13 protein-coding genes and 1 pseudogene are annotated in these 23,371 nt (G+C 62.0%); 9 read left to right on the top strand and 5 right to left on the bottom strand.

What is annotated here, in order from left to right; all coding sequences use genetic code 11:
- The first annotated feature begins 81 nt into the window (after positions 1-81).
- Positions 82-882, top strand: a complete 801-nt coding sequence (locus BLIN9172_RS14270) for a Hachiman antiphage defense system protein HamA (protein ID WP_196776656.1) — start codon at positions 82-84, stop codon at positions 880-882.
- Positions 875-4,375: a DEAD/DEAH box helicase gene (locus BLIN9172_RS14275; protein WP_025388056.1), complete on the top strand. Its 3,501-nt coding sequence runs from the start codon at positions 875-877 to the stop codon at positions 4,373-4,375. The genes BLIN9172_RS14270 and BLIN9172_RS14275 overlap by 8 nt, the downstream gene beginning before the upstream one ends.
- Before the next feature lie 289 nt (positions 4,376-4,664).
- Here BLIN9172_RS14275 and BLIN9172_RS14280 read toward each other — a convergent pair whose 3' ends face one another.
- The 4 genes and pseudogenes from BLIN9172_RS14280 to BLIN9172_RS14290 all read right to left on the bottom strand — a co-directional run bounded on the left by BLIN9172_RS14280 (position 4,665) and on the right by BLIN9172_RS14290 (position 10,824).
- Positions 4,665-7,232 (bottom strand): AAA family ATPase, encoded by a 2,568-nt coding sequence (locus tag BLIN9172_RS14280; RefSeq protein WP_009885242.1) that lies wholly within the window; start codon positions 7,230-7,232, stop codon positions 4,665-4,667.
- Positions 7,229-9,034, bottom strand: a complete 1,806-nt coding sequence (locus tag BLIN9172_RS14285) for an AAA family ATPase (protein ID WP_240812162.1) — start codon at positions 9,032-9,034, stop codon at positions 7,229-7,231. Before BLIN9172_RS14285 ends, BLIN9172_RS14280 begins: the two co-directional genes overlap by 4 nt.
- Positions 9,035-9,043: 9 nt before the next feature.
- Positions 9,044-9,169, bottom strand: a pseudogene (locus BLIN9172_RS18870) (AAA family ATPase); the annotation flags it as partial.
- 1,025 nt (positions 9,170-10,194) lie between these two features.
- Positions 10,195-10,824: a hypothetical protein gene (locus tag BLIN9172_RS14290; RefSeq protein ID WP_009885244.1), complete on the bottom strand. Its 630-nt coding sequence runs from the start codon at positions 10,822-10,824 to the stop codon at positions 10,195-10,197.
- A gap of 1,241 nt (positions 10,825-12,065) precedes the next feature.
- On the opposite strand from BLIN9172_RS14290, the gene BLIN9172_RS14295 reads away from it, so the two are divergent.
- From BLIN9172_RS14295 to BLIN9172_RS14325, 7 genes are all read left to right on the top strand, one after another.
- Entirely contained in the window at positions 12,066-13,787 is a 1,722-nt protein-coding gene (locus BLIN9172_RS14295) for an ABC transporter ATP-binding protein (protein WP_169731182.1), read from the top strand.
- A gap of 97 nt (positions 13,788-13,884) precedes the next feature.
- On the top strand, positions 13,885-16,416 hold the full coding sequence (gene lanKC, locus BLIN9172_RS14300; protein WP_025388061.1) for a class III lanthionine synthetase LanKC: 2,532 nt from the start codon (positions 13,885-13,887) through the stop codon (positions 16,414-16,416).
- Between the two features lie 259 nt (positions 16,417-16,675).
- Positions 16,676-17,410, top strand: coding sequence for an ABC transporter ATP-binding protein (locus tag BLIN9172_RS14305; protein WP_009885246.1), 735 nt, complete (start codon positions 16,676-16,678; stop codon positions 17,408-17,410).
- 1 nt (position 17,411) lies between these two features.
- Positions 17,412-18,797 carry an FtsX-like permease family protein gene (locus BLIN9172_RS14310; protein WP_009885247.1) on the top strand — a complete coding sequence of 462 codons (1,386 nt, stop codon included), beginning with the start codon at positions 17,412-17,414 and terminating at the stop codon, positions 18,795-18,797.
- Positions 18,798-18,806: 9 nt separating this feature from the next.
- On the top strand, positions 18,807-20,663 hold the full coding sequence (locus BLIN9172_RS14315; RefSeq protein ID WP_009885248.1) for a prolyl oligopeptidase family serine peptidase: 1,857 nt from the start codon (positions 18,807-18,809) through the stop codon (positions 20,661-20,663).
- A 73-nt stretch (positions 20,664-20,736) separates the two neighbouring features.
- Positions 20,737-21,681: an NAD-dependent epimerase/dehydratase family protein gene (locus tag BLIN9172_RS14320; RefSeq protein ID WP_009885249.1), complete on the top strand. Its 945-nt coding sequence runs from the start codon at positions 20,737-20,739 to the stop codon at positions 21,679-21,681.
- Positions 21,682-21,695: 14 nt separating this feature from the next.
- On the top strand, positions 21,696-22,376 hold the full coding sequence (locus tag BLIN9172_RS14325) for a ScbR family autoregulator-binding transcription factor (RefSeq protein ID WP_170286927.1): 681 nt from the start codon (positions 21,696-21,698) through the stop codon (positions 22,374-22,376).
- Here the strand turns inward: BLIN9172_RS14325 and BLIN9172_RS14330 are convergent.
- Complete coding sequence (locus BLIN9172_RS14330) at positions 22,364-23,278, bottom strand: AvrD family protein (RefSeq protein ID WP_009885251.1); 915 nt, start codon at positions 23,276-23,278, stop codon at positions 22,364-22,366. The genes BLIN9172_RS14325 and BLIN9172_RS14330 overlap by 13 nt on opposite strands.
- Positions 23,279-23,371 lie beyond the last annotated feature (93 nt).

The raw sequence follows: 23,371 nt of genomic DNA on the forward strand, positions 1-23,371 counted from the left end.
CGGAGTACCACATGCCGCGTCTGCCACCCCTTCGCCAGCTGAGCAGCAAGCTCGCGTCCCCCTCGCCCCAAAGGTCAACCATTGAGTTCAGAGACTGAGACCTCTGGCACCATTGATGACATGGCACCACTTTCATCGTGGACGACTTCCACACACGAGCCGCTTAATCGGCACTCGATGGTGCACATGGTTGCCCCATCGGCGACCATCGGATCGGGAGTCGACTGGGCTGCGTCACAGATCCCAAACCAATACACGGATCCGGATCGCGTCGCCACGATCCTCGCCAAGCTGGGGAAACCTAAAGCAGCCAAGTACCTGAAGGGAAAGCTTCCTACAAGCAAGCGCACCCGCTCGGGCGACCTCGGAGAGATCATCGGAGCGCAGTACGCAACGCTTGAACTGGGCTTTCGAGTGGTGGAGCGGCTGCGGTGGAAGGACCACCGCGAGATGTCGATGCGTGGCGATGATTTGATTGGTGTGCGCGCGAGTACGAACGGAACGCTGGAACTATTGAAGGGTGAGGCAAAGAGCCGTGCAAGGCTCGGAACTGCAACGGTCACGGACGCAGATGATGCACTTAAGCGCGATCGGGGACGACCATCACCTCATGCTCTCAGCTTCGTCGCTGACCGACTCCACGAACTCGGTGAGCACACGTTGGCGGAGCTCATCGACGACGCCCAGTTAATTTCTGGAATCAGTCAACGGCAGGTGGTCCAACTGCTTTTTACCTTCACTGGTAATGATCCGAGGGCCCTCCTCCGCGCAAATACGACAGCGTACCGGGGACGTGTAAAGCGTCTCGCCGTCGGTCTGCAGGTCTCAAAGCATCAGGCGTTCATCGCGAAGGTGTACTCCAAGGCGATCGCTGATGCCTGAAACAGTTGATGAGATTGAGGCAGCGATCGGGCAGGCGACTGCACCCGGATTTCGTGAACAGCTTCTCGCGCGAGGAGAAGCCCGGTCGATGATCTGGCGGGACGGTGTCCTGCCAGAGGACGCGCCCGAATTCGACCAGCTGCTCAGCTACGACCTTCTCTCCTACGGCTACTCGCTCCTAAGCCTGGGGCTGCGCCTCGTGGAGGCGAATGGATCGCGCAGCCTCGCCCAACGCGCCTTTGAGGGCGCAGCCACAGCCATCGAATCAGTGATCGCGAGGGGACCCAACTCGCGCGAACGAGGCTTCCACCGCGTCGTCGCGGCAGCCGCCTACCACCTCGGCGGCTACTCCGCGCGTGCATACTCGCTGCTTCAGACAGCGCTCGATTCCGGTGAAGTCACGATTGGCGAGCGATCCCTCATCCACATCATCCGCAGAGAACTCGACACCCTGGCTGCGCTCATCTTGAGCCACCGCTACGAGGACGCGGCAGCAGACGCCAACCTGGTTGAGACGTTGCGCGGGCTCCTCGAGCCGACGAGCGATGAGGACCAGGCTGATGACAGCGGCGACACCGATGTCGTTGACGTCGTCGACCTCGCACTGACGGACGCGTTCGTCGGTGCGATCAGCATGGCGCTGCTTGCGTTCGAACGGGGCGAGCAAGCGCTGCTGGATGAGGCCCTCAGCACGCTGCAGGTCGGTCTAGGAGCCGCCGGCGAACTGAACATGGTTCCGCAGTGGTGGTGCCATCGACTTGCGATTCACCTGCTTCGCGGTCTGTGGGAGGCCAGTTTCCATCGCCTGCTCCCGGACGCCCCAACCGACGGTGGTGGTGGCGACTGGGCACAACTGCGTGCGACGTTCATCGCATCCCTCTTCCGGAGGCGACGCTCGGAGATCGACCTATGGCCGTCGCAGCTCGCCGCAGCAGAGCGGGTGCTGAATACCAGCGAGAACTTGGTGCTGTCTCTTCCGACGAGCGCCGGCAAGACCCGGATTGCCGAGCTTTGCATCCTCGCATGCCTAGCCGAGGGCCGGCGGGTTGTGTTCGTAACCCCATTGCGGGCGCTGTCAGCTCAGACCGAAACCGCCCTGCAACGCACTTTCACCCCTCTGGGGAAGACCGTCTCATCCTTATACGGCGCGATCGGGGCCAGCAGCGCCGACGAGGATTTGCTGCGAGAGAGGGACATCGTCGTCGCTACTCCCGAGAAGCTCGACTTCGCCCTGCGCAACGACCCAACACTCCTCGACAGCGTAGGGCTTGTCGTCCTCGACGAGGGGCACATGATCGGGGCGGATGAACGTGAGGTCCGATACGAAGTTCAGATCCAACGACTGCTGCGCCGTGGGGATGCGGCTACCAGACGTATCATCTGCCTCTCGGCGATACTGCCAGACGGAGATGAAGTCGAGGACTTCGTCAACTGGCTCACCGATGACCAGCCCGACGGTCTCATCGCGAGCTCGTGGCGGCCGACGAAGCTTCGCTATGGCGAAGTGATCTGGCAAGGCGATCGAGCCCGCCTGAGCATCATCGTGGGAGACGAGGAGCCCTTCGTGCCCCGGTTCCTCGAACCCTTAGTTCCACCGATCGGTCGCAGGAAGACGCCCTTCCCCAAGAATCAGCAGGAGCTGACGCTGGCTACCGCCTGGCGGCTCGTCGACGACGGGCAGACTGTCCTGATCTTTTGCCCACTCAAATTATCGGTGAACGCATTTGCCAGAGTCATCGTCGACCTTCATACACGGGAAGCACTGCGAAGTGTCTTCGAAGGAGATCCGGGCGACCTCGCCTCGGCCATCACGATCGGAGAGGAATGGTTCGGCCGAGATCACCCGATCCTCGCCTGTCTGAGACTCGGCGTAGCGATTCATCACGGATCGCTGCCCGCACCCTACCGACGAGAGGTCGAAAGGCTGCTGCAGCGAGGGGCGCTGAAGGTCACGGTCTCTTCGCCGACCCTCGCCCAGGGACTAAATCTCTCAGCCAGCGCGCTCGTAATGCACAGCCTCTGGCGCAACCGAGAACTGATCAAGGCGTCTGAGTTCCGCAACATCGTCGGCAGAGCCGGCAGAGCGTTCGTAGACTCCGTCGGCCTCGTCGTCCACCCAATCTTCAAGGACGTGTCCCGAGGGAGGCGGAACTGGGGGCAGTTGGTCAAGGACACCGCTCTGCGCGACATGGAAAGCGGCCTACTGCAACTGGTGGCGAACCTGTTTGCCCGGATGCAGGCCAAGCACGGTCTCCGGGACCTGGACTCGCTGCTGGAATACGTCGCCGGCGCAGCGGCGTGGGATTACCCAGAAGTCGCCGCCGAGAGCGAGGAGGAAGCCGAGCGCTCCCGATTTGCGTGGCGCTCGCAGCTCGCTAGCCTCGACAACGCCCTCCTCAGTCTGCTCAACGACTCCGCGATAGCGGAGGACGGAATCGAGGGGGCTCTCGATGACGTGCTCGCCTCGTCTCTTTGGACCAGAAGCTTGGCTCGACGGCAGGAGCCCGTTCAGACAGCGCTTCGAGCCGGCCTGACCGCGCGTGCACGCTTCCTCTGGAGCCAGTCGACCCCGGCGCAGCGCCGAGGGTACTTCCTTGCCGGGGTCGGTCTCGAGACCGGACGCCAACTCGATGAGCACGCCAGCATCTTGGAGCAGCACCTGCGCGACGCCGACGAGGGCATCCGAATCAGCGACCCCGGTGCCGCAATCGACGCCCTGACCAGCTTCGCTGGGATCGCATTCGACATCTACCCCTTCGCGCCCCGCACTCTTCCTCCGCAGTGGGAAGGCATCCTCGCCGCATGGCTTCGCGGCGAGGATGCCACGCAGATTGCGGGAGAGGAGGTCACGGACACGCTGGAATTCATCGAGGATTCGCTGGCCTACCGGCTTCCATGGGCGCTGGAAGCGGTCCGGGTCCGAGCGACCGCCCACGAAGAGCCTGTCAACGGTCTTTGGGCGTTCCTCGCCGATGAGCACGGGCTCGCAGTTGCATCGCTAGAGACAGGGACGCTGAACCGATCCGCCGCGCTGCTCATGCAGGCCGGATTCTCCTCCCGAGCCGGTGCCCTCGCCGCCATCGCAGCCGGACGCGGCACCTTCACAACCGTGTCGGAGCTTCACCAGTGGCTGAACTCGGAGGAGGTGCGGCAACATGCGAACGACCCGCACTGGCCGACCGTGTCATCGCACGATCTCTGGGTCGATTTCATCAGCCGTGGCGCTGCTGCACCGGAGAGAACCTGGATCAACACAGTCGAGGATGCCGCGGTGACGTGGCTTCCCGATCACCAGCCGAGTAGCGGGACTCCCTATCGAGCCGTGTCCCTTGCGAACGGTGAGACCATCCTCCAAGCCGCGGACGGTCGACGAGCCGGTTCGCTTGAGGAACCACTCAATCCGAAAAGGCGCGGGTTGCTCATAGTCACCGGGACGAACGCCGCCAACAGCGTCGAACTCCGCTATCGAGGCCCATCCGACCTTCATGCGTAACTGTGTTGCATGATTCTCAGATCATGTTCGGATTTCTACGGGACAATGGGATTGCAACGGATACCACATGCTTTGCCTGACACCACTACCCAGCGGATCTGGACAGGGATCCTGGTCCGGGGCCGCAGGGCGGTGCCTCTGGAGTAGGAATGGGGCTGCCTGAGCGTGCAGCGTGAGCATGGTGTCTATTCACCCGTCCGTTCGGTGCGCATCGAATGACGGTGTAGGAGTACACGAGCGGATCACGAAGAGCCAGGTAGTCGACCTGCGCACGAGGATGCTCCAAGTCTCACTTCTTATAACCCTTAATCCTTCTGACCCATTCTTTGAAGCGGACCAACTCCGCTTCGAGTTCGTCGGGCTCCGGTGCGGTGAAGTTGGTCTCGGGGGCCTGATCGTGGCGAGGCGCCCACTCCGATGCCTTAGCGTAGCCAGATTGGTAGTCGTTGTCGTCTTGTTCCGTGATTCCTACGAGCATCTTGAACATGCGTGGCCGCACCTCGTTAGTACCGCGATCCACCAGCTCGTTCACAACATCGAGGTTGACCACGCGTTCCCATGCTTGAGACAACCGCCCGCCCCACTCCTGAGCACGCCGCGTGTACTCATCGGAGTCGAGCTGGCCCCGCTCCTTCTTGAGTCGTGCGATCTCGGCTTCCAGGTGGTTGATCCGCGACGGGATGTCTTTGACGCTCCAAGGATGCTTGTCAGCAGTTAGCTCTGGACGCTCGCCCTGTCGTAGAATTGCGCGCTCAGCGACGTCGACCCCAAGGTCCCGTGCCGCCTTGTTAAGGGCGTTCACGAAAGTTGCCTCGTGCGTGAAAACAACGACTTGTCTCGACCGTGCCAGTTCCGCGAGGCGGCGGGCCACGCGGGAACGGCGGCTGGCGTCGAGCGACGACACAGGGTCGTCGAGCACAACGGCTGACTTCGACTCATCAAACTCGACTTCGGTGAGGAATCCGGCCAACCCGAGAGCGGTCTGTTCACCCTCGCTCAGTACATCGTCGATATCGGCGTCCAAGATGGCTCCGAGTAGACGGGGCCGATGCTGGAGCGTGACGTCGCGTCTACCTTTAGTGGGAGCGAGTGTGACCCGGCGCAAGTAAAGCTGCTCAGTCTCGTGAGTGAACTGGTCTCGAACGATGCTCGTCACGTAAGCCGTGGTTAAGGCCGTTGCCTTGCGGGTAATCCCAGTAGTGTCAGTGAGTCGGCGAGCTTCTTCAATCTTGGTTCTCGCCTGGAGCCGCACCAATTCTTTGACAAGATTATCTTTGGCCTTCGCAAATTGCTCTGCCGCTTGGAGATCGGCAACCTCGGATTTCAGCGCTCGGACAGAATCGTTGAAGCTTGTTGAATCAATATTCGCGCTGGCGGTGATCAGCGTTTGTCGCCTCTCGCCGATGGTTGTGCCCGGAGCCACTCCAGAGGTCGTCGGACGCTCCTCTCTGGTGCCGTCAACCCACGCTACTATCTCAGTGGCGACCGTTGCCGCTTCGGTCATCCATGTCTGGCTTGCTGTGACATCCTCGCCACCAGCCTGCAGCTGGCTCAAGGCGGTAGTCACAGCCGCCGGCGCGGACTGGAGACGAGCAATCTCATCGCGACGCTGAATGACGCGACGCTCGGCAGCATCGGCATCACGCGAGGTGGTGTCCTTTATGAAGGCATCGAATCGCCCCAATCGGTTTGATCCATCCGGGCTCAGCGGTTGCTGGCATAGAACACACACGGCGTCATCGGTAGTGACTGGGAAGTCGTGTTCGTGATACGCCTCGGTCGTCGAATACCGACGTGCCGCATCCCAGAGGGCCCGCCACGTCGCCGACCCGACACCAGGCAATGGCTCGGCGTCGAAGTTCTTCGCTGACGCGATCTTTGCCGCCCCTCGGAGATCGATTGCACTTTTCGCGAGCGCGGCCACATTGTCGAACGACTGGTTCGTTACGGCCTCAGCCAGTTGATCGCTATGACTCTTGACTGTCGCCCAATGGGCTGCGAGCTGAGCGAGGCGTGTCTTCTCTGCATTAAGATCGCTGGCTTGCAAGCGCGTGAGTTCCCGCAGTTTGGCGGAGAGCGATACGTCGTGATCCGGGGACAGCGTCGTGGCCTCGTCGATCTGCTCACGCGTGGTGGTAGCACTGAGCTGATCAAGAAACTGCTTTGCCTTCGTGCCTTCCCCAAGGAGCGGAAGTTCCATACGGAGCGCCGCATTGTCACTCAGGCGCTGTGAGAGAGCTTGCCGCACCTGATCGCACGCGGCCGAGAGCCGATCGAGCAGAGTAAGCGCGGATGGGCGATAGCTGATCTCTGAGGCTGTGGTGACATAGGCGTCGCCGCACTCTTCGTCGTAGAACCGTACCGATGACAGATCGCGGCTGGTCCCCTGTGTGAGCGCCCAGGTCGTAGCCGTAGAGCCAACCACGTACTCGAAGACTGCCTTCTGATCGTGCACGCTCTTTGCGAAGACATCACCGAGAAGATCACCCTTGATTCGGGCAGTAACGGCCTGCCGAATGAGACGGGCGTAGCCGGACTTCCCGCTGGCATTGTCGCCGTAGATGATCGTCAGGCCCTTGCTGGCGAAGGTCAACCGCTGGCCCGTGATGAGCGCGTTCACGCCCTCCACGTCGGCTACGGCTGACAGCCGTATCGACTCTCCGCTCTCGGAGGTACCAGGGACATCGGCAGCGGTGATGGCGGCGACGGATGGATACGTCCCTGCGATCAGGTGATCGGCGATCTCGTTGACGGCGTCTTCAGACAGATTCTCGTTCCGGCAAAAGCGCCCGACGGCATCCTTCTGCCAGTCGGTGCGTTCAGCCACCCAGGTCGCCAGGTCGTTCGCGAGTGTCACGGTGTGATCCCCAAAGCGGTGAGTAGCGCAGCATGCGCCTGTTTCAGGGCGAGGATACCCTGCGGTCTGAGGGCCACCTCGTCGAGTTCAATGAGGTGGTTCGCGATCTCCTGCTTCGTCGGTGCCCGCCATCCCTGACTGGCAGCCCAGGCTTCCAGAGTCGTGGACCACGGTGCTGCCGTCGCATCGGGCAGGCTTGGTGGTTCACCTATGGTGACTCCGGCGTTGACGTCGCGGAGCAGCGCGGTAAAAGTGTGCAGGTAGAGATCCGAGTCCAGGGTGTTCTCAATGCCGTGCACGTCGAGGGCGACAATCCGGTCACCAGGTATGGCGCGACCGATCGTCTCGGCGAGCCTTTGTCCCCCGCCGTCGCCGTCGACGAGGAACGCGACCCTAGCCGCCTGGAAGTCGAGCTCCGGGTACGAGTCCTTCGGCATCTCTGAGAGGCCAGGTGCCACCTGATACGGCAGGCTGTCTTGTCCTATGGCGGCGCGCATTAGGGTCGGGAGGAGGATCATGTCGGTGGCGCCTTCCGCGATGACCGCGCAGCGTGCTGGTGTAAATGCTGCGGCCGAGGCACCCATCGCGAACATCAGGGAGGTGAACCCGCCGCCCTCTTGTCGCCAGAAGCTGTTTTCTACGTGGCTCGTCTCGTCGCTGTCGGGCACGACGGCTCGGATACCGACACCAAGATCGGCGGGTAGACAGCCCGGCGAGTGGGTGGTGTAGATGATCTTGTCGGCTTTGTCCTGTTTGGCGAACATCTGCACGAGATCGGCCTGCGCGTCGATGTGAAGGCGGGTTTCCGCCTCATCGATCAGGAGGATCGTCGCGCGTCCACTGTTTCGCGCAGCAAGGAAAGAGTTCAAAGCGACGAACATTCGCAACCCAGCGCTTCGTTCGTCGAACACGGATGCGTGTACACCGTCTTCGACGATGCCAATTCGGAGAAGCTTGTTCTCGACGTTGAGTTCGACCTTTAGGTCGGACTGCTGCCATGCGTTCTTGAAGTAGTTGCCGAGTGTGATGTTCGCCTTGTTCTTGATTGTGTCTCGTCGGGATACCTGTCCGGTCTGCACGGCCTGGGTTAGAGCATTCAGGTCAAGTCCGGCCAATCGCGCCAGGTTCGCAAGCGCTGTTGGCACGTCGCCAAGCAGTGCGTCATCAAGGGTGTAGGCAGAAGCCAGCGTGCGGTCGGCCTCAGTGAACATGACTACGTCGGGGGTGAGATTCCAGAGTGCCTTCTCGGTCCTCTCCGTGGGGTCCTCACGATCAACCCACGCTCCGAGTGAGAGAAGCAGTCGCTGCAGAACGTCGGTTTCGGCGAATGCACTCAATACCTCGACGTCTTTGTCAGCGCGTTCGCGCAAGGCGTCAATCGGTTCTCGCTCCCCGAGCGGGTTAGCGAGGTGGGTATCGAGATCTTGTCGCAGCAGGCGAAGTTCATCGAGCAACGGCGAACCATCCGGGGGCTCTGGTATTTCGTCTTCCTCGGCCATTTCGATGGGAAGCGGTTCTAAGACGCTGATTGCTGACAGGGATTCACCCAGGTCGGCTGCCAGTTGCTTCAGCTGCGCCTCGGACTTGCGAGGTGCGGGCTTGACAGTGAAGTTGGGTCCATCACCGTCGGCACGACGACTAACGAAGAATTCGATTGGAGTGTCCTCGAGTTCAAGGTCCTCCAACTCCTTACGGTCCTCGTCGCTGACGCGGTAACGCAAGCTGACGACCGGGGTGGAGTCGGCGATGCCCGTCGATGCGCGCGACCGCTGTGCGGGTCCGAGAGCGTCGGAGGCGTCCACATAGGCAAGTGACCTGAGGAGCGTCGTCTTACCTGCCTCGTTTGGCCCAACGATTGCGACAAGCTTCTGGTCTAGCTTGATCGTGGTATCAAGGAGCCGGCCGGCACCACGCACTCGTGCAGAAACAAGCCTCATGCAGCATCCCCCGATCCGTTGCGCTGGTCAGTCGCATCCTCTCGATCGGCGGCGTCGACGCTCAGCTGGTCCTAGCCTCGATGGGTGCCCCCAGAGCGTCGGCTCTGGAACCTCGTGGCTCATTGACGAACTCTACCGGCTAGGTCCGACTCAGCGATGCATCTCTGCGCACTCGGTGCTGTCGTTCCGCATGGGCATCGCTGACAAGTCATCCGCACGGCAAGGCTCTCGACCGGCCGACCCCGCGCTTGACCGGAAGGTGCGCTCGTGACACCCCGTGCCATACCGAACGGGTAATGATGTTCATCGGTGCTGTCCTCAGTCCTTCGGACGGAGACACGAAAAGGAGGCCGGACCTGCAGAAACCCGCAGGTCCGGGCCTTCCATCAGCCTTTTCGGGCCTCGGGCAAGCTCTGATCTTTCAGAACGCCCAGTCCTCGTCCTCCCTGATGAGAGGCGGAGAATCCTGCGGCTCCTCCAGCTCCAATGGCCGCTCGTGCCATCTATGTGCCACTCGCGATCGAAGCTAACGGTCACCGGCTCCAACGCTGTTGTCGCACAGCCCAAGTTTACCTCCGGCGCTCGGCACACTCAACGCGTTCAGTATTAAACACAGGCACGTTGGAGGACGATCAGCCGAGCTGCTCTCGCTACGTACGCGGCTAAGCCAAGCCGCTGGAAGTCTATCAACGTGGTGGTCTCAATGCTGCGCAAGTCGTGTCACGGGACGTACTCGACGGCGCCTGGGAATCCGGCAACGAGGGACGTCGACCAACATCTGTCGGCCGACGCGCTCGAGGGTCATTGTGCCAAGAAACAGGCTCCAGTTGAAGCCACCCAATTGGCTCTCAAGACGCTGGCGACCCACCCTCAGCCACCTGCTTACGTCCGATCGCCAACGCTCACCAATCCGGCACGTTCTGTGGTCACTAATGAGCGAGAGCGAAGCGGCGGACAATCCTAGCATCGCGAGCACCACCCTGGAGCAGGCTTGCCCCCGCCTCAAGCCCCGGTCACAACGAGCTTTAGAAACCCAACTCTATCAACGAATCAATTTGCATCCGGAAGGTAGGTAAAAACCCCTGATCTTCGGTCGACCTCTGGATCCTCCTATCTTCCCTGAGGCTCTCTCGAGCTACAGCAATTGCCTTATCTGCGTGGAGCAGAATGGCGCTCAACTCTATTAGGACACTATTGCTTGGAATTTTTGCAATCCTGATCCTTGAGTCATAGCCACGAATGTCAAAATTGGGATCCTCCGACTCGGCAAGAACCAGAGCCTGATTAGGCTGTATAGTTCCAGCCAATTGAGTAAAATCTTGCCTTAAATCCTGCGAATCGAGCTTCTCTGGCGCAATAAGGGGCGCCGCACTCCAGCCGAATATCGGCCCTAGCGGACCCGACATGAGTTCGACAAAAGGTCCTACAAGACCAGATTTGACTATTTCGCTAATGCTGCCCGGATCTTGATCGCCCCTCATTGCCTGTTCGACGATTGGAGGCGCCGTGCAAGATACCTTCTCGAGTTTCCCATCAGAGTTTCGCCCTAGAACCGCCGTGGCAAACACCGATGCATCCTCACGAAATTGCTCGGCAACTAGCTTTGCGTCGGCGTAGGTAGCTGGTGCCGATAGGATCATTGTGCTGGATTTCATCTTTCGCGCTCCTTCATCTCACTCGCACCAGCCTCGCCTGGCGCTCCGTCTTCGTAAGTACGGGATGGCCAAAAGTAGCTTCTGCCTAGAGTATTTGATCGCAGGTAGTTTGCGACCTTCGTGGTTGACATCGACGTTGCATGTCCATCAGGGAGCAGACCTTCACGCATTCTAATTAGTCGCATTAAGAACTGTTGCTCGCAGTCCCAAACGATCCACCGCCCGCCTGGCGCGAGCGAGGCTCGTGCAAGTCTGCTCTGAACGGTGGCCTTGACGTGGACTCTACACGATCGTAGGCTTCGATTAAGTGAGGCACCTCACTTATCGCACTCAGCACACACTCAAGGAGGAGACATGAGACGGCTCGCTACGATCCTGATCTCAGCTTTTACGAGTCTTGGATTGGTGACCTTCGGCGGCTCGACGGCCCTTGCATCAGAGCCCGCGGCTCAGTCTGTTACAGCGCACGTTGCGCCTGCATCGGTGGCCGCCCCGGCAGAGGTCGAACCTGAGATTGATTGGGGGGAGGTAATTAGAACATTTCACGATCAGGGAAGCTGCAACGCCGTCAGGGTCGTTTACGAATCAGTTCGGCCAGATCTTCCCAAGCTGAAATGCATCAAGGGCGACAATGGACTTTGGCACCTCGTTCGCAGGTAGTTCTATCACTAGAAACCGCGTGCGTGGCTGGATCGTACTTCCTGATGGGAGGTGCGATCCAGCTATTTGCCTACGCCCGCACGAGGCATTACCTCGCTCGTCTAGCCATTGTAGGTGCCCACTTCTTGAACGGCCTCCGCGCGAGTCTATTGATACAAGCTGCCACTATCCAGGACCAGTGACCAGTCGTTAGGGCCCCACGAATATATAGAGGCACCTCAACTGGGTGGTGACGTCTCTCGCCATGGCCATCAACCACGGTGCCGCCGTAATGAAGAGGTGTCGGTGCCGGTTCTAGACGCGGCCGTTTGGCCACCGTGGCCACATGATCGTCTGGCAAGACTGATCCGGTCCCCCTCGTTACGAGACTCCCCGTGCTCATCGATTGCCAACGCACGGGGGTCAGCGGCACCGTGTTTCTGATGCTCACATGCCGGGCCAACACGCGAGTCTTGGCCTGTGCTTGGAGTGCGGTCAAAAAACTGCCAGGACCGGTTCGTAGAAAAAGGAGCCATATGCGCAGGAGGAAAGCCAATGCCGACCGTAAACGAGTTGCAGGATTCCGGCAAGCATTCGGCGTGATGAGACCGTACCAGGCGGTGCTATGGTGGGCGCTGCTAATCGGAATATGCGCCGCGGGGATCTCCACCATCCAACCTATTTTCGTTTCCAGGGTCGTCGACGAGTTCAGCGGCGGAATCACCATCGGTCTGCCCATGCTCATCGTTTGCCTGCTTATTGTCGGCGCGGGGTTGACAGGAATGAAGGAACTGCTCATCGAGAGAGCCGGAGAGCGGTTCGCCTACGACACCCGAGTAGCCCTCGTCGAACTCATCTACAACCTACCAATTCCTAGACTCGAGAAACACGACAGAGCCGACATCGTCTCAAGAGTCACCTCCGACGTCACTGCGGCGCGAATGCTTCTGACGTCCGGCATTATCGACCTGGCGGTGGGGGGCGCCACTGTTATCGTCTCGGTGGTGATGATGGCGACGATCGACCCTCTCCTACTCTCGCTCGCCCTCGTCGCTGTGCTCGTCGTGGCGATCGCCGTCTACAAACTGGGCGAGAAGGCGCGCCCCATCGGTCTGAGCATGCAGGACTCGATCGGGACGCTCGCCGGGCACCTCTCTCGAGCGATCGGCTCCATCAAGACGATCCGCGCGGCGAGAGCAACCAAGGCAGAAGGACTGGGAGCGCAGGAACAGGCGGCGGCCGTTCGGCGAGCCGGGCTTGAAGCCGCCAATCTGCGGGCGATCATCCAAGCCACGACCGGCGTCGCAGTTCAGCTCTTGATCGTTGTGGTCGTCGGCATCGGTGCGCTCCGAGTCTCCGTGGGAGCCGTGTCAACAGGCGATCTTGCCGCATTCATCATGTATCTCATGCTGATCGTCACGCCCATCACGATGATGGCGACCATCGTTTCCACGCTGGGTGAGGCCTTCGGGGCGCTCTCGCGAATTCTTGAGCTTCAGAGAGAGCCGATCGAAGACCCAGGTCCCGACCAGGAAGCGGCGGCGGCCGTCCGCCCTCGGCTGGACTCGCCGGCGTTAGAGTTCGACACCGTCTCGTTCGCATACTCCTTGACGCGGGCGTCGAACCAGCCCGTTGCATTGACACTCGACAACGTAAGTTTCGCCGCTGCTCCGGGCGCTGTGACGGCGCTCGTGGGGCCTTCTGGGGCCGGGAAGACCACGGTCTTCTCGCTCATCGAGCGATTCTACGACGTCACGGAGGGAACGATTCGCATCCATGGGCGCGACATGGGATCGATGTCCCGCGACGAGGTGCGCTCGCGCGTCGCCTACGTCGACCAGGACGCAGCAGCGTTGTCCGGCACAATCCGCGACAACCTGCGCCTCAACGCTCCATCGGCCGACGACGAGACCTGTGCGCAGGCTCTCTGGAAAGTTGGCCTCCTAGCCGAGCACGAACAGGCACGCGAAGTGCTTGACAGGAGCGTCGGCGAGCTAGGGTCGCGCCTCAGCGGTGGCGAGCGCCAGCGCCTGGCCTTCGCGCGGGCCATACTCTCCCAGGCGGAGATCCTTCTCCTTGACGAAGTCACCTCTCACCTGGACGGTAGGAACGAATCGGCGATCCAAGACGTGATGCGGTCTGGCGACGACCAGACCGTTCTCGTCATCGCCCACCGCCTGTCAACGATCGCCGACGCGGACCGCATCATTCTCTTCGACGAGGGTCGGATCCGGGATGCCGGAACCCACCGCGAGCTGCTCGGGCGGTCGGAACTCTACCTCAGCCTCGCCCGCACGCAGTTCATCACCAGCGATCCCGACTGAACCAGAGCTCCCACGAACGGGAGGGTTGCCAAGATGCGATCCGGCTGCTAAGTTGGGTAGTCACCTTACTCTTACGCCTAGAGGGGAGGACGGACAGATGCCGCTCGACACTCGCTACCTGCACTACTGTCAGGCGGGGAAGCCCTTCTATCAGCCAGCTGACAATGCGGGCTCGTCCCCGGCGCTGGGCTCAGACATCGTCCAACTCACCGAGTGGACCGTCACCAGGAGTCAGCCATGGACCGTCTACGTCCCGTCCGATAGGCGATTGCCGCGCCAGGGTTGGAAGATCCATCTCTCAGCGACGAGAAGTAATCGCGCAGCAGTCCTCCGCGCAGCCTCTGAATATTGCTATCGCCACGACATTCCCTTCAAGCACCTGTCGACCGAGGCGGACTTCAAGTCGCAGAACAGCAAGTACGCGAACCGGGCATCGTCGGGGAAGTTTGTCACCGTCTATCCCGAATCCGTCGAACAGTTCGAGAAGACCCTGCGCGACCTCGACTCGACCATCGGACACCTCGAGGGGCCCTACATTCTCTCTGATCGACGATGGGGAACCGGCCCAATCTTCTATCGATACGGTGCGTTCGTACAGTCGAACTCGGAGACCACCTTCGTCACGACGCTCATTGCTCCCGACGGTACAGAGGTCGAGGATCCCAGGGAGCCTGCCTTCACGCCCCCCGCCTGGCTCGACTTCCCGACGTTCCTGAGCGAGCAGAGGGACCAGGCGGGTGGGCCTGAATTCCCGTTCGAAATGGTCAAGGCTCTGCATTTCTCCAACGGAGGAGGAGTCTACCTGGCTCGGGCTCTGACCAACGAGTTTGTCGGAGCCGGGACCGATGTCGTCCTCAAAGAGGCACGACCCCACACTGCCGTCGACGACGACGGCCTCGACGCCGTTGACCGCCTAGCACACGAGAACCGAGTGTTGCAGGACCTCGCATCAACCGGATTCGTCCCGCAGGTGCATGGAATCTTCCGGCACTGGGAGCACATGTTCTTGGTCCAAGAGCATGTCGATGGGCTCGACCTCAAGCGCGAGTGGATGAAGCGGACGCCGGTGCTCAAACCGCGACCCTGGACTCTGCAGGAGCCCGATTACCTCAAATGGCTTGAGAGAACGATCGGGCGCCTCGAGGCCGCCATCGGTGCCTTCCATCGTAAGGGCTGGCTCATCGGCGACATCCATCCAAAGAACATCATCATGAGAAACGGTGCGCACCCCGTCTTCATCGACCTCGAGTTCGCCCATGCGATGGACGAGCGGTGGCGGAGCACAAACGGTGCACCCGGATACGAGCCATCCAAAGGCCTGACGGGAGCTGCAGCTGATAGATGGTCGCTGGGCATCGTCGAGCTGGACCTCGTGCTCCCGCAGGCGACGATCGCCGACCAAGGGAACCACCAGAAGATCGTAGATCTAGTAGCGTTCGGGCAGGAGGAGCTCGGAGTTCCGGAGGCAGCCGCTGCCCGAATTCTCCGGAACACCGTCGAGGCGCTCCCTCATTCTGAATCGGCTAGGCCGACGATGCCGCCGCTGGAGATCGACCAGTTGCAGAGACGGTTTGCGACGGCTATCCTCTCGACGATCGACCTCGAGAATCCGCTTGCCCCGGTTCCCTCGGACATTGAAGTGTTCGAGGAGGGAGGAGACGAAGCCAGGATCGGCTATCCATACGGGATCGTCGGAGTGCTGGCGGCCTTAACCGTCTCAGGAGTACCACTGGAGGATCGACTGATCCGCCGCTCCACCGGATGGATTCGTGAACGGCTTTCTCAAATCCGCTCTAGCGGCTTCAAGGGAAGAGAAGGCATCCAGTACGGCCTCGAGCAGATCGGCTTCCACGCTCTGGCCGCCGAGGTGGAGCGGCTTGACCTTGCGCCGCCCTCGGACCACACCTATTGGTCGGGCTGGGCAGGAGTCGGGCTAGGCGCGCTGTCCCGAGACAGTGTCCATGCCAAGGAGATAGAGGCCGCGTCCGACGCACTGAGCCGACTGCTCGAGACCGACGTTGAGACCCCGGTGGCAGGCCTTCTCCACGGCTGGAGCGGCCCGGCGCTCTTCTGGACAACTGCTTTCCGACGCCATGCTCAGCGACCCGAGTACAAGGATCTTGCGAGACGAGCGATCGAGCGCGACCTCAGTGCGTGCGGCGAGACTCTCAACGGCACCATTGAACTCGACGAGGGTTGGCGCACCCTGCCTTATCTGGGCACTGGCTCGGCAGGCGTAGCCCTGGCCATTGAAGAGCTCAACGCCATCAGCGAGTCGCCGAGATTCACGCAGGAGCTCGACAAGCTTCGCCTTGCCTCGACGTATTTTCAGTGCGGCCAGGGCGGCTTCGCCCACGGCCTCACGGGCTTCATCACAATGCTTGCCCGCTACCCGGAGATGCACTCTGGCGCGAGAGAGGTTCTCGAATCTCACATGCGATCGCTCCAGCTGCACGCAGTCCCCTTCGGGGAGGGCCTACTCATCCGGGGGAACCAGAATCTCCGGTTGTCCTGTGATTTCCTGACCGGTTCTGCAGGTGTGCTCGGTGGGCTGTCCGCAGTCCAGGGCCGCTGGTCAGGTGTTCCGTTCCTACCTGGGACGGACGGATCGAGAATGGAGAGGAGGTGACTTTAATCGTGGACAAGATTCTTGCATTCCAGAGCATGGCCGGTGAGACCGAAACCCACGACGGAGCGCGCGTGAGCACTGTCAGCGTGATTCCGCCGTGCCCGGGTTGGCCGAGCGCCGTGACGTTCGGAAACTGCTGACGCAGTTTCGCGTCGGAGATGGCGGCCGAAGTGTGCTTCGGCCGCCTCTTCGTGCTTCCTGACAGGTCGCCGCAGCATCGGCGATTGAGCAACCCGAGAGCGAAAGCGACGGACATGACATGAACACCGCACCCACTATCCATGCCGAGCAGATTGTGAAGCTCCCCAGCGGCAACGCCTCGGCGCAGCAGCTACCGATCCTGCGCGACTGCTCAGTCGACCTCGGCGGCGGCCTGACCGCCGTCGTCGGCCCGTCCGGCGCGGGAAAGACGTCTCTGCTCTACTGCCTCAGCGGCCTCGATCGCCCCGATCGGGGCCAGGTCTCCATCAACGGTACCGACCTCTACGCGATGAGCGACGAGAGGCGCACCCGGTTCCTGCGCCAGACCGCGAGCTTCGTCTTCCAGCAGTACAACCTCATCGGCTACCTCACCGTCGAGGAGAACGTCCGGCTCCCTCACGCCCTGGCCAAACACCGAGTCGAGGTAGCCGCAGTCGAGGAGATCCTCTCCCGCTTCGGTCTGCTCGAGAAGAGGGCGGCGAGGGTAAACACCCTCTCCGGGGGCGAGCAGCAGCGAGCCGCCCTGTGCCGGGCGATCCTCATGCGGCCGTCAGTGATCTTCGCTGATGAACCTACCGGCGCCCTTGACACCGCCAACACCGCCGTCGTGCTGCGGGTCTTGCGCGAACTGGCCACCCAGGAGTGCTCCGTCATCATGGTCACCCACGACGTCGAGTCCGCGGCTCTGGCCGATCGGATCGTCTTCATGCGCGATGGAACGATCGCCCACGTCACCGGACAGCTCGGCGTCGACGATATCCTCCACACCATGGCGCGCTTGGGAGGCCGGTAGTATGTACAGGTACGCTCGCCGTATTCTCCTAGCCGACCTCGGCAGCTGGTGGCCGGCCATCGCCACTGTCGCCGCCGTGACTGCGCTCGTCGGCCTATGCGCCGCGCAGTTCGCCTGGACCCATGACGACCGCTTCGTCGCCGCCACCCAGGCGCAGGGCCACGCGATCACCGAATTCACCATCGTCTCCGAGACGATCTACATGCTCGTCGCCGTCCTTGCGTTGTTCTCGCTCACCGTCGTCGGCACCGCGACCGTGGAGTCGACCCGGCGCACTTTCTCCCAGTGGCGTCTCGTCGGGGCCAGTCCTGGCGACGTGCGCCGCAGCACCTGGGCGCTCGTCGCCACCGCCTCGCTCATCGGGGCAGTGCCCGGCTCCCTCGCGGGGATCGGCCTGAGCTACGTCGTCGTGCCCGCCTTTAACCAGATGGCCGCCCCTGGCTTCAACGCCCCGGTCTTGCCGCCGTCCATCCTCGCGTGGCTGGCCTCTCTTGTCCTCGGCGTGGCCACCTGCCTGCTCGGGGCGTTCGGACCGGCGCACCGAGCCTCGCGGACGCAGGCGATCGAGGTCTTCCGCGACATCCCCGGACGTCACAGGAAAGGGTGGTGGTGGCGAGTCCCGCTGGCGGGGCTCCTGCTGCTGTTTTCCCTCGGCATGGTCGTGACAGCGGCTGCGCTCGGCGCACATTCCGCCGGCGTAGCGGTGATGTTCAATCTCGCCCTAAACGCCGGAATTTCGGCCGTGTTCTTCGCCTACATCGTCGGCCCACTCTGCGTCCCTGGGCTCCTCGCAGGGCTCGGCCACCTTGCGGGCACGTTTGGCAACGTCACCGGCCGACTCGCGGCTCGGGCTGCCGTCGAGAGGGCAGGCACCAGCGCGAACACCGTCGCCCCGCTGGCCGCGGGCATCGGCGGGGTCGGCGTCATCCTCACCTCCGTCGAATCTGCGGCGGCCGTGGTCAGGGTTGTCGACAGCTCGGCGGAGACCAACCTCGCCGACACCGTGGTGATGGCCGCCCTGATTTCCTTCGTCCTCCTCGTCACTTCCGCCGCCGTCGTCTCGCTGGTCTCGCGCGACCTTGAGCGAGAGCATTCCCTGCTGCGGATCGCAGGGATGCCGAGCCGGCGCATCACTGGTTGGTATGCCTGGCAGGCACTCCTCCTCTCCCTGACCGCCATCCTGCTCGCGGCCGTGCCGATTATCGTCACGGTGGCGACGACCGCCATCAGCTCGGCCGCCTACGTCGGCTACCCGATCGTCGCGGTGCCGTGGACGACACTTCTCCTCGGACTCGTCGTCAGCTGGCTCGTCCTTTTCCTCGTCCAGTGGTGGCCCGCCCGGGCCTCGCTACGCGCTGACGTCGCCGTCGGCCTAAGGTCGGCGTGAGGGACCGGCATGGCGCTATCCGGCTCGGAAATCGCTGAACTCGCCTATGAGGTCGAGCGCAGACGGCTGCAACCCTGGCTCGACGAGCTACGCGAGGTCAAGGAGACGACGACCGCGGAGGTACTAGGCGCCAGCGACGAAGACCTCAGAGCTCACCTTCGGGTTGGTGATACCGGCGGCCTGGTGGCGCGCTTCCCAATGCCCGACCGGAGCTGGCAGGAGATGCCGCTGCCAGCTGTCGTGGCAACCGATCTGGCGGCGTGGGCGCCTGCTGCGGACCACCGGTCCGTGGCCCTGATCTCGCGAACTCTCGACGACAACTATTCGCTATCGATTTACACGGCCGGGACGAAAGTCGGAGCATCGTCTGTGACGCACACCGAACGACGAGTCTCTTCCGGTGTCTGGGCGTTCGGAAAGGGCTTCATCTGGGTACGCAGGGATGCCTCGCAGCGCCCGAGATGCGTCGTCTGCTGGAATCCTGGTGCTGTCAGGACATTGTTCGACGAGCCCGAAGCGCGTCGTCGGGTTTTCATCGCGGGAGTCCGAGAAGGCCGGGCGGTCATCGTCAGCCGGGGATCGGGTTCGTCAGCGATCTTCTTGACAGACGACGCACTCACTAAGACGGTCGAGATTGTGCCTCGATCCGCAGAGGACGACGCCATGGCGCTTCTCGTAGCCGGCGGCCTCGCCGTGCTCGACCGTCGGGCGCAGACTGTAACGATGCACCTGGCTGAATCGGCGCATGGGATCAAGCTCCCGCCCGACTTTGTAGCGACTGATCTGGGCGAGCAACACGGCGAGCTCTACGTGCGCGGGCGGCGCAACCACACAGCAGCAGTCTGGCTCCCGGCTGACGGGCCCGATGCCGTCTGGAGCGCACCCGAGGCAGGGGTAATTGAGATTTCTCAGATCTCCGATCGGACGATCGACCTCGCGGTCGCTTCCATGATCCACTCCCCGCAAACAGTGTCGGTCGAGCGCAAGACAGTCCCCTCGACGAACGCCGCCGCCCTTCCTGGGCTGATCAGCTGGACCGAGTGGGCCGTGGCGGAAGATGGGGTGCGGATTCCTATCACCCTCTGCGGACGGGTCGACACGACCGGCCCATCCCCTGTTCTCACCATGGTCTACGGATGTTACGGTCTTTCCCTCGACGCGATGCACGATCCATATCTGGAGCATCTCATGCGAGCCGGGATCGTCATCGCCATATGCCATGTCAGGGGCGGGGGCGACTTCGGACCACGTTGGCACGATGCAGCACGGGGATCTACGAAACTGAAGTCGATCACGGACTACGAGGCGTGCTTGTCGACGATTACGCAACTCGACATGGCCGATGCGGGGCGTATCGGCGCCCTGGCCTCGAGCGCGGGCGCACTCATCGCCACTAGCGCCGTCCTGCGGCAGCCCGGACTGGTCTCAGTCCTTCAACTCGTCCACCCTTTCCTGACGCCGGAGCGAATACTCGCCGATACACACGCGCCTTTGGCCGCAAGCGACTGGATGGAGTTCGGCGACCCGACGAAGAATCGCGCTGGAGTCGAGTCCATCTCGCCACTGGCTATGCTGGAGAGTAGTTCCGCAACCGGAATGGCAACGCCTCCGCTCTGGATCCGGGCAGGAAGCCACGACGATCGGGCTCCTCTCAATGAGATCAGGCTTTGGCTCGACGTCTACGCGAACCGACTTCGTGGTCGACAACCGGATCGGACGTCGGATACAGTGCTGCAGATTGGTGACCATGGACACCGAGGGCATGCCAATGCCGACGACGCCTCCGAGGCAAATGTGGTCGCCATGGCCTGGCTCAAGCGTGAGCTGCTGGCCGGCCCGAGCTCTCCAACAGCTGTCATCGATTAGTCGAGCATGGGATGATGAGTTAGGCGCACCACTTAGTCATGACAGCCAGAAACGGTCCAGGAGGGCAACGATCATGAACGCAACAATCGGTCAGGTTCCGATGACGGTTGCGGTTGCGGGATCGACGGGCTTCATCGGCAGCGCCGTTGTTGACGAACTCGTCCGAGTGGGACATCGGGTTCGAGCACTGCGCAGGCACAGTAGCAAGGCAAGCCCTGGGGTCGAAGAGATCGTCGCGCAGGACGGCGTCGCCGACCTTCGGGCGCTCGACCGGCTCCTCACGGACAGCGATGTCCTCGTTCACGCCGTCAGTTACACGGGCGAGGACGAGGAGCTCCAGCGAACGACGAACATATCGGGCACGCGCACGCTGTGCGAGCAAGCCGCTGAGCACTCGATCAGGCGCATAGTCCACATCAGTACGGCTGGCGTCTATGGAACGGCCTTCGCGCCGGGGGTCGATGAGTCAACGCCACCTGTTCCTCGTTCAATGCTGAGCCAGTTCCGCCTGGAGGCAGAGCGGATCGTCATCGATGCCGGCGGCATCGCACTGCGCCCGCAATTCGTTCTCGGAGCCGGCGACACTTGGGTCCTCAGTCGGCTCAGCGCTCTGATTAGGGCATGCGGTGCTCAAGGCGTCGCGAGCGGGGCACACGCCTCGGTAATCGGGCGGTCTAGCCTGGCAAGCGTCGTCGGCATTGTCGCCGCGGGGTCTGCTCGGCACCAGATCTACAACGTCGGAACTGCGGTTCCGGTGTCGATGGGTGACCTGGTAGAACAGGTTCTCACAGGCACAGGAGAGTTTCGCGAGGCCCCACGTCGAGTCTCCGTCGACGAAGTCCTGATTGCAGCCGACAAGATTGGTGTCCCGCGGCGCGCGGTCGCCCTGGCACTGGAAGAGTCAGTACTCGACTGTTCGAGATTGTGGACGGAGTTCCCGGAGACGTCGCGGCCGGCACAGATTCTCTCCGCCAATGACATCGCATGGTATCGCCGGTGGCTCGGCATCACGAACTGACAAGAGGAGATCGAATGGTGAAGGCACGACAGACGACACGCCGCACGGCGAGCCAGGACCGCGGGCGCAAGACGCAGTCGCAGATCATCGAAGGAGCGTCCGCAGTCTTCGAGGAGCAGGAGTACTCGGCGGCGAGTCTCGAGGATATCAAGGAGGCCTCTGGCGTGTCCCAGGGGTCAATGTACTTCCACTTCAAGCGCAAGGAACAGATCGCTCTAGCGATCATCCAGGAGCAGCACAATCGCATCTACGCCGGCGTGGACCCGGCGATCGCCGACCATGCCGATCCGCTCATCCGTTTAATGGCGATCTCCAAGATGATCTGTGAGCAACTGCGTACGGACTCCGTCGTGCGCGCGGGCATCAATCTCGCCCTCGGCCAAGGCTCACTGCGGGAAGCCAGCGCGCGCTCGTACGCGACCTGGGTCGATGGCGTCGGTCAGCTTTTAGGCAAACTCGACCGGGACGGCATGCTGAACTCGGACATCCCGGTCGACAGGCTAAGTGCTTCGCTAGTTAGCCATTTCACCGGCGGGAACCTCATGTCCCAGGCGATGACTCAGAGAGCTGACATGACCGACTACATCAGCACCATGTGGAGAGTATTCATCAACGCTGCTATCGCCGAGGCACACCGGGAGCGGTACAAAGCGGAGCTCGACTCGATGTTCGGCGGATTCGCTCAGGCGGAGTAGGCGAGTGATGCGGTACAGGCGAAGAGGCCGTCGAGCTCGAACTCCATGTCGAACGTTCGGAACCTCGTGTCGCCGCGGGCGAGCGACCTGGAACCGGCGATGCGCGACCGCATGCGCGCGGGTCCGTCGTGAAATTCGGCCAAGGGATTGAGCGCGAAGTCGGCGCTCCTCATCCAAACGTTAGTTGACACGTCCCGATCGACCCCGTCGAATGAGTAGATGAGGATCTGGGCCGCCTGGGCGGAGAGGCGAAGAAAGTCGTCATACCCGAGTGCGAGCTCGTTGCTCGATTCGGCCGCCTTGTGCTCAGAGGTGAGCGTGCCCTGCGCAGGGTCGAGGCCGACGATTTCCGATTTGATCTCTGTTGCTCGCGCCTCGCTGCACGACGGATTGGACCATCGCTGAACGCCGATCCTCTCGACGGCCGCGTCAGTCAGCGAAGGAAGCGCAGAAGCGGCCTCGACACCGGTGCTCACCGACATACGTCCGAATCGCATGTTGGTGAGCCGCTTGCCGGAGCCGATGGCTTCATTCCACTTGACCGGAACGGCTTCGAGGTCGGTCTCCGGCAACGCTCCCGCCCTGATCCGGATCGCGGTCAGGACCGGCGGGCCGGCCGGATCATCAGTAGGCGCGCCCGCCCGGGAACGGAGACACGTGAGCATGGCGCCGAGCGTCAAACCGTCCAGCGACGAGAGATGCGGAGGCATCGAGCCACCAGGTTTTTCCGACCAGTTGTCTGGATAGGCCACCGAGCCGATCACATTGCGGCGCTCTGAGGCAGCCAGGCTGTCGACAGCTGAAGAGCCGGCGAGGATCGTGTGGGTGACCAGTCTGTACCGATGCGACAGGTACCGCTTGGTTGGGTCACCAAGGATGTCGTCGAACGAAGCACGGCTCACGACTCCTCCCCTCTGCGGATTCGCAGCGCCAGCGGGTGCTGGCCAGGTCACGCGAAGCCGCAATCTCTAGATTAACTAAGGTGCCCATGTTAG

Source organism: Brevibacterium linens ATCC 9172, from assembly GCF_900169165.1.
Classification (GTDB): Bacteria; Actinomycetota; Actinomycetes; order Actinomycetales; family Brevibacteriaceae; genus Brevibacterium; species Brevibacterium linens.